We start from the raw sequence: 14,094 nt of genomic DNA on the forward strand, positions 1-14,094 counted from the left end.
CCGCTCCGCCCCCTTCACCCCCGCAAGTTAAAGAGCGTGAACTCCCTATAGCTCTATCACGTGTTGGCGACATTCGACGGAACCTGGGTGCGTCTCAAGAGTGAAGGGCGCACGTTCTACGAGCAGGGCGGCTACGGAAGGCCGGAGGGGACCGGTCTCCGCCTCTCTCCCGAAGAGGCGCTCTACCTCATGGAGCGTAACAAGATCGACGTCCGGGAGTTTGGCTTCGACACCCTGCTCGGCTTCTTTGCCGGCCAGCCGAACTTTGTCCGCAGGTACCTCGTCTACCGCGACATCCGCGAGCGGGGATACGTGGTCCAGCCCGGCCCGCACGACTTCCGTGTCTTCCGCCGCGGCCACAAGCCCGGGGTCGGGAAGTCGCAGTACCTGATCCGGGTCCTCTCCGAGCGTGACCTCATCGACTACGACCAGTTGAGCCAGGACGTGCTTGCCGCGGCCAACATGCGCAAGCAGTACCTCCTTGCGGTCGTCGACGACGAGGACGAGCTGACCTACTACGAGGTGCGGGTGCAGGACCTCCCCGGCGTCGGGGAGCCGGCGGAGTGCGGAACGCCCGTGCAGGCCTCTCTCTTCGGCACCTACGCGCTGGCGCACCTGCCTCCGGGAACCCCGCTCGAGGAGGACTGGTATGGGAAGCGGCTCGACTCCGAGCGGCTGCTCCTCCGCCCCGTCGAGTCGATCTACCTCATGCGCAAAAACTGCCTCTCGGTCGTGCGGGACGGGGAGTTGATGGCCGCGGAGCAGTTCCTCGATGCTGCAGCGGAGAAGGACGTCGAGATCCGCGAGAAAGAGCGGGTCTTCTCCGACCTCAGGGCGAAGGGCTACATCCCAAGGACGGGATACAAGTTCGGCCATCATTTCCGCGTCTACTCCGGGAAGAAGACCCACTCCGAGATGCTCGTCCATGCCGTTCCGTCGGGGACATCCACGCCGATGAGCGTCGTCTCCCGTTCGGTCAGGCTTGCCCACAGCGTCAAAAAGAAGATGTTGTTTGCCTGCATATACAATACCGATATCAGGTACGTCGAATTTGCCCGAATCAAACTGTGAGCGTCAATCCATGCAATCCGGAATGAACCCGTGGTCGAGTAATCAGACCGTCGATGTGGATCGACTCTTTGCCGAGTTCGGCATCGAGCCTGTCGGTGAGGTCGCGCGAAGGCTTCCCGAGGTACCGCCGTTTATGCGCAGGGGTGTCGTCGTCGGACACCGGGACTACGGCCTGATCGTCGACGCCATCCGGAACCGTACCCCGTTTCACGTGCTGACCGGGTTCATGCCCTCAGGCCTCCCGCATCTGGGGCACCTGATGGTGATGAAGGAGGTCGTCTGGCATGTCCGGCAGGGCGGGAACGGTTATGTCGCCATCGCCGACCGGGAGGCGCACGCGGTCCGCGGCATGTCGTGGGAGAAGTGCCGCGAGTACGGGAAGGAGTATCTCAAGGCTCTCTACGCCCTCGGGTTCGAGGGCACGACCTACTACCAGAGCAAGAACGACCGCTTGAAAGACCTCGCGTTCGAGGCGTCCATCAAGGTGAACTTCTCGGATCTCGCGGCGATCTACGGATTCGGGCCCGAAACCTCGCTCTCCCACGCGATGAGCGTCGTCACCCAGGTGGCCGACATCCTCTACCCGCAGCTCGACGCCGGCCCGGCCCCCACGATCGTCCCGGTCGGCCTCGACCAGGACCCGCACATCCGGCTCACCCGCGACGTGGCCTACAAACTGAGAATGTTCACGGTCGAGGACCGCGGCGACCACATCAGCGTCCGGTCGAAGAACGCCCCCGAGGCGGCACTTGAGGCCGTGGCCCGTACATTCCGTGGCTCGAAGAAGTACGCGGGCCACGTGGACGTCACCGGCGTGGCGATGGGGCACGTCGAGGAGGCCGCGAGAAAGATCGAGATCGCCCACGGCGGGTTCGGGTTCTATCCTCCCTCGTCGACCTACCACATCTTCATGCAGGGTCTCCAGGGCGGGAAGATGTCAAGCAGCGTCCCCGAGAGTTCGTTCGGCTTCTACGAGCCCGAGAAGTCGGTCAAGAAGAAGGTCATGGGTGCGCTGACGGGCGGGCGGATGACGCTCGAGGAGCAGCGGCGCCTTGGGGGCGAACCCGACGTCTGTTCGGTCTACCTCTTAAACCTCTTCCACATGCTCGAGGACGACGTGGAACTCGCCGACCTCGCGCGGCGGTGCGAGAGCGGGGAGCTCACCTGCGGGCAGTGCAAGAAAGAGACGTATGAGCGTGTCCAGGCGTTCCTTGTGGATCTGCGGGAGAAGATGGATGCGGTCGAGCACCTTGCAGAGGAGGTGTGAAGAGTGGAACTGACGCTGAACGAGAAGAGGCTCCTGGTCGCCTTGGGATCTATAGGGTCGGCCGATGCCGGCACCCTCGCCGATCTCATGGACTCGCGCCGGGAAGCGGTGGTGCAGTATGCAAACCTCGCCGGCGAGCGGGGGCTCGTGGACGTGGAGAAACAGGTCTCCCGGCGGTATGTCCCGACCGAAGAGGGACGGGCCTACCTGGGGCAGGGGCTTCCCGAGCGGCAGGTGCTTGAGAGTTTCGGAGAGACCATCCCGATGCGGGACCTCCAGAGCCACCCGCTCGCAAAGATCGCGATCGGCTGGATGCGGAAGAAGGGCTGGATCGCCATCCGCGACGGGATCGTCCAGAAGACCGGCGCCACCGGCGCAGGGGCAGACGAAGTCGCGTTTGCCCGGCTCGGCGAGACCGGTGCGATCGAGGATAGCGACGGGGTCGCCGACCTCGCAAAGCGCGGCCTCGTCGAGGAGGACGAGACCGTCGCCTACACCGTTGCGATCACGCCTCTCGGCCGCGAGGTCCTCGCCGGCGGGCTCGACCTGCAGGAGGAGGCGGGCACGCTCACCCGCGACCAGATCCTCTCCGGTTCGTGGAAGGACGTCCCCCTCCGGCGTTACGACGTCACGAAACTCCCGAAACGCGCCTACCCGGGAAAAGTCCACCCCTACCAGCACCTCATCGAAGAGATGCGCCGCATCCTCCTCGATATGGGATTTGAGGAGATGGCGGGCGGGATCGTGCAGAGTTCGTTCTGGAACTTCGACGCCCTCTTCCAGCCGCAGGACCACCCGGCGCGGGAGATGCAGGACACCTTCTTCCTCGGCGAGCGCTGGCCGCTCCCGAAGGGATTCGAGCGCGTCCGCGATATGCACGAGCACGGCGGCGAGACCTCCTCGACCGGATGGGGGGGCGCCTGGAGCGCGGCAAAGGCCGAACAGTGCGTGCTCCGGACCCACACGACGAGCCTCTCCATCCAGCACCTGGCGAGCAACCCGAACCCCCCGGTGCGGGCCTTCTGCATCGGCCGGGTCTACCGGCGGGAGGCGATCGACCCGACGCACCTTGCGGAGTTCGAGCAGCTCGAGGGCATCGTCATGGACGAAGGGGTCAACTTCCGCCACCTCCTCGGCTTCTTAAAAGAGTTCTACGCCAAGATGGGCTTTGAGAAGGTCCGGTTCCGGCCGGGCTACTTCCCCTACACCGAGCCCTCCGTGGAGCCGGAGGTCTACGTCGAGGGGCTCGGCTGGGTGGAACTCGGCGGGGCGGGGATCTTCCGGCAGGAAGTGACCGCGCCCTTCGGGATCGAGCACCCGGTCCTCGCGTGGGGCCTCGGCATCAGCCGTGTGGCGATGCTCCGGCTCGGCCTGCGGGATCTCCGGCAGCTCTACCGGAGCGACGTCGAGTGGATCCGGGAGATGCCCACCTACGGCGGGAGGCGGTGAGATGGCAATTATTACGTTACCCTACCGGTACCTGGAACGATTGACCGGGGCCGACCGGCAGACGGTCATCGACCGCATCCCGATGATCGGGGCCGATATCGAACGGATCGAGGAGGACCACGTGGACGTCGAGCTCTTCCCCGACCGGCCTGACCTCTACTCGCCCGAGGGCGTCGCCCGCGCGATGCGGGGTTTCCTCGGTATCGAGGAGGGTCTCCCGGCCTATGATATTCGTCCCTCCGGTATCACCTTCGCGGTCGACCCGGGCCTCGCAGAGATCCGGCCCTACCTCGGCTCGGCGGTGATCCGGAACGTCAACCTCGACGAGGAATCCATCGAGAGCCTGATGGGCCTCCAGGAAGCCCTCCACTGGGCGGTCGGGCGTGGACGGGGCAAGGTGGCGATCGGCGTCCACGACCTCGATACGGTCACGCCGCCGTTCCGCTACATCGCCTCGCCCCGGAACCGCTCCTTCGTCCCGCTCGATTTCGAGCAGGAGATGACGATGGAGGAGATCCTCGCCGACCACCCGAAGGGCCGCGACTACGCTCACCTGGTGGAGAAGTTCGACAGGTTCCCGCTGATCGTCGATGCAAAAGACCGGGTGCTCTCCTTCCCGCCGATCATCAACGGCGAGTTGACGAGGGTGACGACGGCGACGAAGAACATCCTGCTCGACTGCACCGGCACCGACAGGAGGGCGGTGATGACGGCGGTGAACATCATCTGCACGGCGCTTGCGGAGGCCGGGGCGACGATCGAGTCGGTCACCGTCGAGGGTGAGGAGATGCCCTCGCTTGCCCCCGTGGAGCGGACGGTCTCGCTTGAGGAGTGCGCCTCCCTCCTCGGCCTCTCCCTGACGGCAGAGGAGATGGCCGGGCTTCTTCGCCGGATGCGCTTTGGGGCCGAGCCCGACGGCGACGGAAGAGTCCGGGTCCTCGTCCCCTGCTACCGGGCGGACATCCTCCACGACTGGGACGTCTTTGAGGACGTGGCGATCGCCTACGGCTTCGAGAACTTCGATGCCGCCCTCCCGGCGACCTCCACGGTCGGGAAGGAGCACCCTATCAACGTCGTGGCGAGGGCCATCCGGTCGGTGATGACCGGTCTTGGATACCTCGAGGTGATCCCGTTCACCCTCTCAAACGAGCGGGTGCTGTATGCGAAGATGCAACGGGAGCCCTCTCCGGGGACCCTGCGGGTGCTCCACCCGATCAGCGAGGAGCAGACGGTGGTCCGGACCGACCTCCTGGCGCTGCTGATGGAGATGCTCCAGGCGAACAAGCACCGCGAGCTCCCGCAACGGCTCTTTGCGACGGGCGACGTCGTCAGGGACTGCGTCACCTCCCAGATGGTCGCAGCCGCGAGCATCCACCCCGCCGCCGACTTCTCCGAGGCGTATGCGGCGGCGGACGTCCTCTGCCGGGAGCTCTCGCTCTCCTATACGGTCAGTGAATCGGAGGATCCGGCGTTCCTCGACGGCCGCCGCGGAGATATCATCGTCGACGGAAAGATCGTCGGGGTGTTTGGAGAGATTCACCCCGCCGTCCTGAACGCCTTCGAGCTCGAGCACCCGGTCGCGGCGTTCGCGCTCGACCTCAGAGCCGTACCGGGATACCCCGTCCTGCCAGGTACTCCTTGACCTGGCGGACGGTGAACTCGCCGTAGTGGAAGACGCTTGCCGCGAGGCAGGCGTCGGCCTTTCCTTCTGTGAACCCGCCGTAGAAGTGCTCGAGCGTCCCGACACCGCCGCTCGCGACCACCGGGATCCCGACTCCCTCAGAGATCGCCCGCGTGATCGGGATATCGAACCCCTCTTTCGTCCCGTCCGTCTCCATGCTGGTGAGCAGGACTTCGCCGGCCCCGCGCTCCTCGGCCTCTATCGCCCAGGCGACGGCGTCGATGCCTGTCGGCCTGCTCCCGCCGTGGGTCACGACCTCGTACCAGCACTCCCGGCCGTCGCCGAGAGCGACCGGGGTCAGGCCCGGCGCCATCTCGTAGTTCCGCCGGACATCGATCGCGACGACGATGCACTGGGTGCCGAACCGCTCCGCCCCTCGCGAGATCAGTTCGGGGTCCTGAACGGCGCTTGAGTTGATGCTCACCTTGTCGGCGCCTGCCCGGAGGATCTGCTTCATGTCGTCGATCGTCCGGATGCCGCCCCCGACGGTGAGCGGGAGGAAGAGCTGGTCGGCGGCCCGCTGCACGACGTCGATGATGGTGCCCCGGTTCTCCCGGGTCGCGGTGATGTCGAGGAAGACCACCTCGTCGGCACCCTGCTCGTTGTAGCGCTGGGCGAGCTCGACGGGATCGCCCGCGTCGCGCAGCCCGACGAAGTGCGTGCCTTTGACTACCCGCCCGTCCTTGAGGTCGAGACAGGGGATGATCCGCTTGGTCAGAACCATGGGTAGTGGTTTTGGAGCGGGAGGTGATGAGGGTTTCGAGGTGCGACTTGCGATGCTCCGCCAGGAGCGGAGCATAGATCGTTGTCAGCAATGGACTTCGCGTCTTCGCGTGAGACGTTTGCTGTCTCTTGCACCAGTGCCTCACGCGAAGCCGCGAAGGGCGCGAAAGGGACTGTCAGCACCCACATCAGTCCCGCAGGTTCGTGTCTCGCGCTCGATGATCTGTCGGGCTCTGGTTCTGACGGGCCGTCGCACTCTGCATTTTTAGTGCTCATACTCCCGCCCGTCGCAAGTCGCACCTGGCGGTGCTCCTGCTCCGCTCCTGAAGGAACGCCGCAAGTCGCACCTGGCGGCGCTCCTGCTCCGGCCGCTCGCTACGCTCCCGCCCGTCGCATCCCTCACGTTTAAGTAATCCCGAAAGATACCTTTACACGCAATCCGGAGAAATATCCGGGCAGATTACCGGTCTGGTGGTTTCATGGAGTCTGGAGATCTTAAAATAGCGTGGGCGCGGCAGTACATGCCGGTACTCTCGTCCATTCGGAAGCGTTTTGTCGAGGAGAAGCCCTTTGCCGGCATGACTATCGGCATGGCCCTCCATGTCGAGGCAAAGACGGCGGTGCTGGTCGAGACCCTGGCGGCGGGCGGTGCAGAGGTGCATATCACGGGATGCAACCCCCTCTCGACCCAGGACGACGTCTCGGCGGCGCTCAACACCCGCGAGGGGATCCATTCGTATGCCCGCCGCGGGGCCGGCGTCGAGGAGTATTACGGGGCCATCGACCGGGTGCTCGATGCCCGGCCGGCGATCACCATCGACGACGGTATGGACCTGATCTTCCGCATCCACACCGAGCGGCAGGAGGTGCTCGATGCGGTCATCGGCGGGTGCGAGGAGACCACGACCGGCATCCACCGGCTCCGCGCGATGGCGCGGGACGGGGCGCTCAAGTTCCCGGTCATGGCCGTCAACGACACCCCGATGAAGCACTTCTTCGACAACGTCCACGGCACCGGGGAGAGCGCACTCTCCTCGATCATGATCACCACCAACATCCTCATCGCGGGCAAGCGGTTCGTCGTCGCCGGCTACGGCTACTGCGGCCGTGGGCTTGCGCAGAAGGCGCGGAGCCTCGGCGCCCGCGTCATCGTGACCGAGGTGGACCCCCGGCGGGCGCTCCAGGCGCACATGGACGGGTTCGACGTCATGACGATGGACGATGCGGCGCCCCTCGGCGACATCTTCGTCACCACCACCGGCAACGCGAGCATCATCACGGAGCGCCACTTCCCGAACCTGAAGGAGGGCGCGATCCTCGCGAACGCCGGCCACTTCAACGTCGAGATCGACGTCGAGTGGCTCGCAGCGCACGCTGACTCGACCGTCCGCCGCGACGGCATCGACACCTACCTCCTCGGCGGTAAGGCCGTCCACGTCCTCGCCGAAGGGAGGCTCGTGAACCTCGCGACGCCGAAGGGGATGGGCCACCCCGTCGAGGTGATGGACCTGAGTTTCGCCGTCCAGGCACTCTCCGCGGAGTATATCGCGAAGCATGGCCGCGAGCTCGCTCCGGGCGTCCACGACGTCCCGTCCGCCATCGACGAGGGGATAGCGCGGCTGAAACTTGCCACGCTCGGCATCTCGATCGACCGGCTGACGCCCGAACAGGAAACATATATGGGCAGCTGGACCATCGGGACGTAATTCGCCCTCCTTCTCTTTTTTGACGCAGGAATCCCTGCATAGACCCGCGGGATCGATACGCCGTCTGCGGCGGGCGGGTGTTCCGGAACGGCTTTATACGCCGGGCATTCATAACGAACTATCGTCCGGATGCCTGACCCCTGGCTGACTGGCCCGGAAATAGCCGGTTCGCCGTACCATCATCACGGGTTGCGGCTCTCGTGCCGCCGGGAGGGGACACTCCTGTATGAGAACGATCATGAAGAAGCAAGGATACGTACTGCTCCCGGCGCTGCTCGCGATTGCCGCTCTCCTGCCGTTATCGGTCGCAGGGGAGACCGTGGGCGGGGAGATCCCGATCGAGTGCCCGTTCAACGAGTCGCACTCACTGATATACCGGCAGATGCTCGAGCAGAACGCATCCGTAGGCGAGTACTACGAGCAGGTCTGCCCCGGGTTCCTGGAGGACATGCCTCCTGAGGTGAGGTCGCATCTCTACAACACGACGATGCTCCGGCACGAGCCTCCCGGCAGCGGCAGGGTATTCGTCCCGCCCCTGGCAACGGGCAGGGTCGCTCTCGCCACAGCACCGTCCGTCTTCTCGGTGACCGGGGTGCATATCGGCCTCATCGGTCTCGCTATCCTCGTCCTGCTCGCGGCGGCCTGCCTCGTCCGGGAGCGGATCCGCCGGAAGAAGTGAGCCTCAGGCCGCTCGCCGCGCCGGACCCCGCGCGCAGTAGAGGTACTCCTGCGCGTATCCGGCGTACTCTCCGAAGTGCTCCCGGGCAAATCGCCGGATCCGGTCGTACTCCGCCGGGGTGCAGTTCTTCCCCGTGAGGCCGGGGAGATACGCCTCCCCTACGATCCGGCGTATCCAGACGTCGACCGGGAACGCCTCAAAGAACCCGAACGCAAAGAGCAGAACGCAGTCTGCCGCCTTCGGCCCGACCCCCCGGAACTCCATCAGCGCTTCCCGTGCCTCCTCGAATGGGATGGCGGCGACCCGCTCCGCCCAGTCCGGGTTCTCTGTCGCGAAGGCGGCGGCTCTCCGGACGGACTCCGTCCGGTAGCCGAGCTTGCAGTCCCACAGGTCCGCGCAGGTGACCTCCGCGAGCGCTTGCGGCTCCGGAAAGGCGTGTGCCGTGCCGAAGGGCCCGTCTATCGGCTCTCCGTAGCGCTCCGCCATCAGCCCGACCCGCCGCTTCACCGCCGGGATGTTCGTGTTCGTGGCGCAGATGTAGGAGACCAGGCACTCCCACGGCTGCTGCTTCACAAGCCGGAGACCGCGGCACTCTCTGATGGCGGCACCGATCGCCGGGTCGCGGTCGATGGATGCGAGGACGGCGGGGAGGTCCTGGTCGAGCCGGAAGTAGTCGCGGACGAAGCCTGCATCCGCTCCCTCAAACGTGAGCCGGTCTGCATCCTGCCGTATCCGGAGAGCCCGGCCGCAGGCGACCCCCTGCCACCACCCCTCCGCCTTCTCCCAGCGGAAGGCCTGCCCGCAGGAGAGCGTCAGGTCGAGGTCAAACGGCTGATCCGGCCGGAGCGTTATCGCCGTCATGGCCGGCCGGAAAAAAAGGGTCGGTTACTCTGCCTTCTCATCCTTCATCTGCTGGTACACGCAGGACTGGACGTCCTGGCCGAGCTTCCCGATCGCGTCCGACCGGCAACGCGCGCAGTGGCGCATCTGCTTGATGTACTGGGCGCACCGGTCCTGCATCTCCCGCTTCTCCGCAGGCGTGGGCGGGGTGACCCCGGCGAACTTGTACTGCGGGATGAGCGGTATGACGTTGAAGGTGAACGCTCCCATCTCACCGGCCTTCTTTGCGATCTCGGGGATATGCTCGTCGTTGATCCCGGGGATGTAGACGGTGTTGATCTTGACGAACATCTTCTTTGCAACCGCCATCTCGATCCCCTTCATCTGCTGGGAGAGGAGGAGCTCCGCCGCCTCGCGCCCGTGGTACTTCTTCCCCTTGTAATCGACCCAGGAGTAGATCTTCTCCCCGATCGCAGGGTCGATGGCGTTGAGCGTGACCGTGACGTTCCCGACATCGTACTTCGCAAGCTCCTCGATCGACTCGGGGAGCATGAGACCGTTCGTGCTGATGCACATGATCAGGTCCGGGAACTCCTCGTGGACCAGCCGGAGCGCCTCGAAGGTCTCGGGGTTCGCGAGCGGCTCGCCCGGCCCTGCGATGCCGATAACCTTCACGTAGGGGTGCTCCTTCATGACCTTCCGGACAAGGTCGAGCGCCTCCTCCGGCGGGAGGACCCGGCTCGTCACGCCCGGCCGGCTCTCGTTCACGCAGTCGAAGTCCCGCACGCAGTAGTTGCACTGGATGTTGCACTTCGGAGCGACAGGGAGGTGACACCGCCCGAAGGAGTGGCACGCTTTATCCGAGTAGCAGGGGTGCTCGCTGATCTTGCGCAGCTGCTCCGGATCGTAGGGGACCTCCCTCCCCTGGACCGTCGCGGTCCGGTACGATTCGTCGGCCATATTATGTGATCTATGCGTCGGAGGATATTATATACTGATGGGTGCCGGCGGGCCGGTCCCGTGCCCGCTTTGACTGCTCCGGCTCCGTTACAAAAAAATGGGGTGGGTCAGGCCGTCTCGCGGGTGAGGTCGGGGAGGGAGGTCCCGCGTTCGGCCTCCCGCAGACCCCTCTCCTGCTCCATGCCGAACCGGTCTTCCGCGGCTTTCAGGATACGGGCAAGCATCGCGGAGTAGGAGAGGTCCGCGTACTTCGCCATCTTCGCGAGGTGCCCGTCCCAGCACCAGCCGGGGTTCGGGTTGACCTCGAGGAGCTTCGGGTTGCCGTGCTCGTCGAGGCGCCAGTCGAACCGGCAGTAGTCGCGGCACTCGAGGCGCCTGAAGAGGGCGAGGCAGCACTGCACGACCAGTTTCTCGGTCTGCTCGGGGAGATCCGCCGGCCTCGACACGATCTTCCAGTACGGCGAGTCCGGAAGCCACTTCGCCTCATACCCGCAGATCCGCGGAAGTTCCGGGGGCAGCGCGGAGTAGTCCTCCTCGGTGATGGGAAGCACCGTACAGTACCCCGAAGGGTTCCCGATGATCCCGACGCTGATGTCTTTCCCCGTGAGGAACTCCTCGACCAGGAGCGAACAGTCGTATCCGAGCGTCTTTCTGAGCGATCCTATGACGTCGGAGAGCTCTTCGATGGTATGGGCGATACTCTTCCGGGTGATGCCGAAGGAGGAGTCTCCCGCGTTCGGCTTGACGATCACGGGGAGTTTCATCCCGACGTCGTAGGTGCGGTCGCCGGGGGTGACGAAGCAGGCGTCCGGCACCGGGATCCCCATCTCTTTTGCCACGCCGCGGACGAGCGACTTGTCGTAGCAGAACGCAAGCGACTGCGGCCCTGACCCCGTGTAGGGGATATCGAGCATCTCGAGGAGCGCCGGCACGTGGAGTTCCTTTCTCGGGTCGTTGTTGAACCCCTCGTCGCAGAGGTTGAAGACGTAGTCCACCTTCCCCTTCAGCTTCCCGAAGTCCTGGATCATGCTGTCGTGCCTGGAGATGAAGGAGAACCGGTAGCCCGCGAGTTCCCGGAGGGCGGCCTTCATCTGGTCGATGGTGTAGAAGTCGTCGTCGTCGAAGGTGCAGGAGGGTTTCAGGGCATCGGGCTTTGCCGGGTCGCCGAGGACGACCGCGACGTGCTTTGCCCTCTCCTGGCCTTTCGCTTTCGCCGACGACCACTCCTTCCTGACGACCGCGGTGACGATGTGGCGCCGCTCCATCATGCCGAGGTCCTGGTTGCGCTGCGACTCAGTGGCGATCTCGTGGAAGGTGATGCCGGAGAACCCCGCCTTCTCAAGGAGGTGCCGGAGTGCGTCGGGAGTGTAGAGGCGTTCGGCGTAGAACTGGTCGGCCACGACGCCCTTCTCGACGTCGGTGATCACCTCCCTCGAGATCAGGCGCTGTCCGTCGAGGGAGAGGGACCGCTCCCTGCAGACGAACATCTTCCCGTCGATCCACTCCCACGACCTCGCCTGGAAGCGCTCTTTTAAGTACTCGCCGTCGGCCACGTCGAGGAGCACTCTCCCCCGGGGTTTGAGGATGCGCCGGATCTCGGCGAGGATCCTCAGGTCTTCCTCGACCGAGTCGAAGTAGCCGAAGCTGTTTCCGAGGATGAGGACGGTGTCGTAGGTGTCGGTACGGTAGGGCAGCCGGCGCGCGTCTCCCTCTCTGAACCGGACCGAGAGCCCCTCCCGCTTTGCGGTCGAGCGGGCCCGCTGGATCAGGTAGTGCGACTGGTCGAGGCCCTCGGCGTTGTAACCCCTGCGGACGAGTTCGAGCGTGTGCCTGCCCTGGCCGCAGCAGAGGTCGAGGACCTTCTCCTCCGGCTGGAGGTGCAGGACCTGCGCGAACCTGTCGATCTCTTTTTCAGTGATCCGCTGGTCGTCGACGACGTCGCCGTCGGTCTTCAGGTAGAGGTGGTTGAAGATACCTCTCCACCAGTCGGATTTGACATGCTCCTCAAGGTTCGGGACCGGACCGATCGTCCGTCTGTCCTGGTGTTTTCCTTTGCGCTTGCTATCGGGGGGTTCGTCCGTGCGGATATCGTCGGTCATGCTGAGCCACTCACCCTAGCCCCATCTCCGGGATGGAACCGACATATCGCCGGACTGCAGAAGAGTTTGGTCAAAGTCTGCCATACTTGGGTGATCAATCGGTAGGATAGTAGCGATAAAAGCATTGTGTCATATTTCTCTCTACCGGAGTAATCAGCCACGTTAGCGGGGGCTTTTGTCTCCGTGAAACGTCATCACGCACCGGGGTGACCGGGGCCGGGCTGATGGGCGATCCTGTGCCATCAGACCCGGCCGGATCGGGGAGACGCACATATATATGGAGGCAGGTAGTTGTATATGTGCAGACCTATCTGCATGGTTGAATAATATGGATGAGAGATATCCGAGCCGGGGTCCCCGCTCGTTCCAGGACGGCCCCCGCGAGTTCCATAAAGCAGTCTGTTCCGACTGCAGCAAAGAGTGCGAAGTTCCTTTCAAGCCCACGGAAGGCCGGCCCGTCTACTGCCGCGACTGCCTCCCGAAGCACAGGAAGCCCCGGTACTGAGTGTCTGTGAATAAAATTTCTCAATGTGAGTGATATTCCAATGGATGAGAGATATCCGAGCCGGGGTCCGCGCTCGTTCCAGGACGGCCCCCGCGAGTTCCATAAGGCAGTCTGCGCCGACTGCGGCAAAGCGTGCGAAGTTCCTTTCAAGCCCACGGAGGGTCGGCCCGTCTACTGCCGCGACTGCCTCCCGAAGCACAGAAAGCCCAGATTCTAACCCTATTCTTTTTCCGGCTGCATCTTCCGGGTGCCGCCTTTAAGAGTTCTCCTGCCGTAGTCCATGCCTGACGCTTGCTGCCCCTTCCCGCGACCGATAGGCCGGTTCGCCTCCCCGCCCTGCGTCTAGACGATCAGCCGCCTCCGCATCAGCCTGATGGCAAGGACGAAGAAGACCACGGTCGCGACTGCTATCCAGGCGAGGTTGAGGAGGTTTGCCGGCGCAAACGCCGCGAGGGTGATTGCCCGGTTGATGCTGACGACGTGCGTGAGCGGGAGCACGGCGAGGGCGAAGTACCGGATCGGCTCCGGGAGCAGTTCCAGAGGGAAGAACGTCCCCGAGAAGAGGAACATCGGGGTGATGAAGAGGAACGAGGGGTAGTTCAGCGCGTCGATGCCCGGCGTGATCGCCGTGAAGCACATCCCGATGGCTGCGAAGAGGAGGCCGGCCAGGCAGGCGAAGGGGATGAGGAGGAGGGACGACGGCATGGCCACGACGTCGAAGAGGAGGAGGACCGGGAGCATCAGTGTTGCGTAGATCGCGCCCCGGGTGGCGCCCCAGAACATCTCCCCCGCGATCACCTCGTCGATGCTGACCGGTGTGGCGATGATGGCGTCAAACGTCTTCTGGTAGTACATCCGGACGAACGACGAGTAGGTGCACTCGAAGAAGGATGAGTACATCACCGATATCGAGACGAGCGCCGGCGCGATGAAGACCGGATAGGGTATCCCGTCGACCGCCTCGACGTAGGTGCCGAGGCCGAACCCCAGCGCCAGGAGGTAGAGGACCGGCTCGACGAACGGGGGGATGAAGTTCACCCGGTAGGTCCTGATGAAGGCGTCCCAGTTCCTCCGCCAGACGCTTTGCACCCTGCCGGAGATATCGATCATGGTC

Annotated in this window: 13 protein-coding genes; 8 read left to right on the plus strand and 5 right to left on the minus strand. The window is 64.4% G+C overall.

Features of this window, described 5'->3' with window-relative positions:
* Nucleotides 1-60 precede the first annotated feature (60 nt).
* Genes endA through pheT form a run of 4 tightly spaced genes read left to right on the plus strand, consistent with a single transcriptional unit; the run spans nucleotide 61 to nucleotide 5,429 of the window.
* Complete coding sequence (gene endA / locus F8E02_RS06290) at nucleotides 61-1,071, plus strand: tRNA-intron lyase (RefSeq protein WP_317064636.1); 1,011 nt, start codon at nucleotides 61-63, stop codon at nucleotides 1,069-1,071.
* Between the two features lie 10 nt (nucleotides 1,072-1,081).
* Nucleotides 1,082-2,338, plus strand: a complete 1,257-nt coding sequence (locus tag F8E02_RS06295; RefSeq protein WP_317064637.1) for a tryptophan--tRNA ligase — start codon at nucleotides 1,082-1,084, stop codon at nucleotides 2,336-2,338.
* Nucleotides 2,339-2,341: 3 nt separating this feature from the next.
* A complete protein-coding gene (gene pheS / locus F8E02_RS06300; protein WP_317064638.1) occupies nucleotides 2,342-3,787 on the plus strand; it encodes a phenylalanine--tRNA ligase subunit alpha in 1,446 nt (481 codons plus the stop codon).
* Between the two features lies 1 nt (nucleotide 3,788).
* Nucleotides 3,789-5,429, plus strand: a complete 1,641-nt coding sequence (gene pheT, locus F8E02_RS06305) for a phenylalanine--tRNA ligase subunit beta (RefSeq protein WP_317064639.1) — start codon at nucleotides 3,789-3,791, stop codon at nucleotides 5,427-5,429.
* Here pheT and hisF read toward each other — a convergent pair.
* Complete coding sequence (hisF, locus tag F8E02_RS06310) at nucleotides 5,386-6,192, minus strand: imidazole glycerol phosphate synthase subunit HisF (RefSeq protein WP_317064640.1); 807 nt, start codon at nucleotides 6,190-6,192, stop codon at nucleotides 5,386-5,388. The genes pheT and hisF overlap by 44 nt on opposite strands.
* Nucleotides 6,193-6,670: 478 nt before the next feature.
* Between hisF and F8E02_RS06315 the strand changes: the two genes are divergently transcribed.
* Both F8E02_RS06315 and F8E02_RS06320 read left to right on the plus strand, forming a co-directional pair.
* Nucleotides 6,671-7,897, plus strand: a complete 1,227-nt coding sequence (locus F8E02_RS06315; protein ID WP_317064641.1) for an adenosylhomocysteinase — start codon at nucleotides 6,671-6,673, stop codon at nucleotides 7,895-7,897.
* Between the two features lie 226 nt (nucleotides 7,898-8,123).
* A complete protein-coding gene (locus tag F8E02_RS06320; RefSeq protein ID WP_317064642.1) occupies nucleotides 8,124-8,576 on the plus strand; it encodes a hypothetical protein in 453 nt (150 codons plus the stop codon).
* A 3-nt stretch (nucleotides 8,577-8,579) separates the two neighbouring features.
* Here the strand turns inward: F8E02_RS06320 and F8E02_RS06325 are convergent, their stop codons facing one another.
* From F8E02_RS06325 to F8E02_RS06335, 3 genes are all read right to left on the minus strand, one after another.
* On the minus strand, nucleotides 8,580-9,437 hold the full coding sequence (locus F8E02_RS06325) for a DNA-3-methyladenine glycosylase family protein (RefSeq protein ID WP_317064643.1): 858 nt from the start codon (nucleotides 9,435-9,437) through the stop codon (nucleotides 8,580-8,582).
* Between the two features lie 24 nt (nucleotides 9,438-9,461).
* Entirely contained in the window at nucleotides 9,462-10,376 is a 915-nt protein-coding gene (nifB, locus tag F8E02_RS06330; protein ID WP_317064644.1) for a nitrogenase cofactor biosynthesis protein NifB, read from the minus strand.
* Between the two features lie 107 nt (nucleotides 10,377-10,483).
* The gene (locus tag F8E02_RS06335) at nucleotides 10,484-12,475 is read right to left on the minus strand and encodes a methyltransferase domain-containing protein (RefSeq protein WP_317064645.1); all 1,992 of its coding nucleotides are present in this window, start codon (nucleotides 12,473-12,475) and stop codon (nucleotides 10,484-10,486) included.
* Between the two features lie 328 nt (nucleotides 12,476-12,803).
* Here F8E02_RS06335 and F8E02_RS06340 point away from each other — a divergent pair, with 328 nt between their 5' ends.
* Together F8E02_RS06340 and F8E02_RS06345 are read left to right on the plus strand one after the other, a co-directional pair.
* A complete protein-coding gene (locus F8E02_RS06340; RefSeq protein WP_317064646.1) occupies nucleotides 12,804-12,980 on the plus strand; it encodes a CxxC-x17-CxxC domain-containing protein in 177 nt (58 codons plus the stop codon).
* A 40-nt stretch (nucleotides 12,981-13,020) separates the two neighbouring features.
* The gene (locus F8E02_RS06345; protein ID WP_317064647.1) at nucleotides 13,021-13,197 is read left to right on the plus strand and encodes a CxxC-x17-CxxC domain-containing protein; all 177 of its coding nucleotides are present in this window, start codon (nucleotides 13,021-13,023) and stop codon (nucleotides 13,195-13,197) included.
* Between the two features lie 125 nt (nucleotides 13,198-13,322).
* Here F8E02_RS06345 and F8E02_RS06350 read toward each other — a convergent pair whose 3' ends face one another.
* A complete protein-coding gene (locus tag F8E02_RS06350; protein ID WP_317064648.1) occupies nucleotides 13,323-14,090 on the minus strand; it encodes an ABC transporter permease in 768 nt (255 codons plus the stop codon).
* Nucleotides 14,091-14,094: the final 4 nt, after the last annotated feature.

This window comes from Methanoculleus caldifontis (assembly GCF_032842345.1).
GTDB lineage: Archaea > Halobacteriota > Methanomicrobia > Methanomicrobiales > Methanoculleaceae > Methanoculleus > Methanoculleus caldifontis.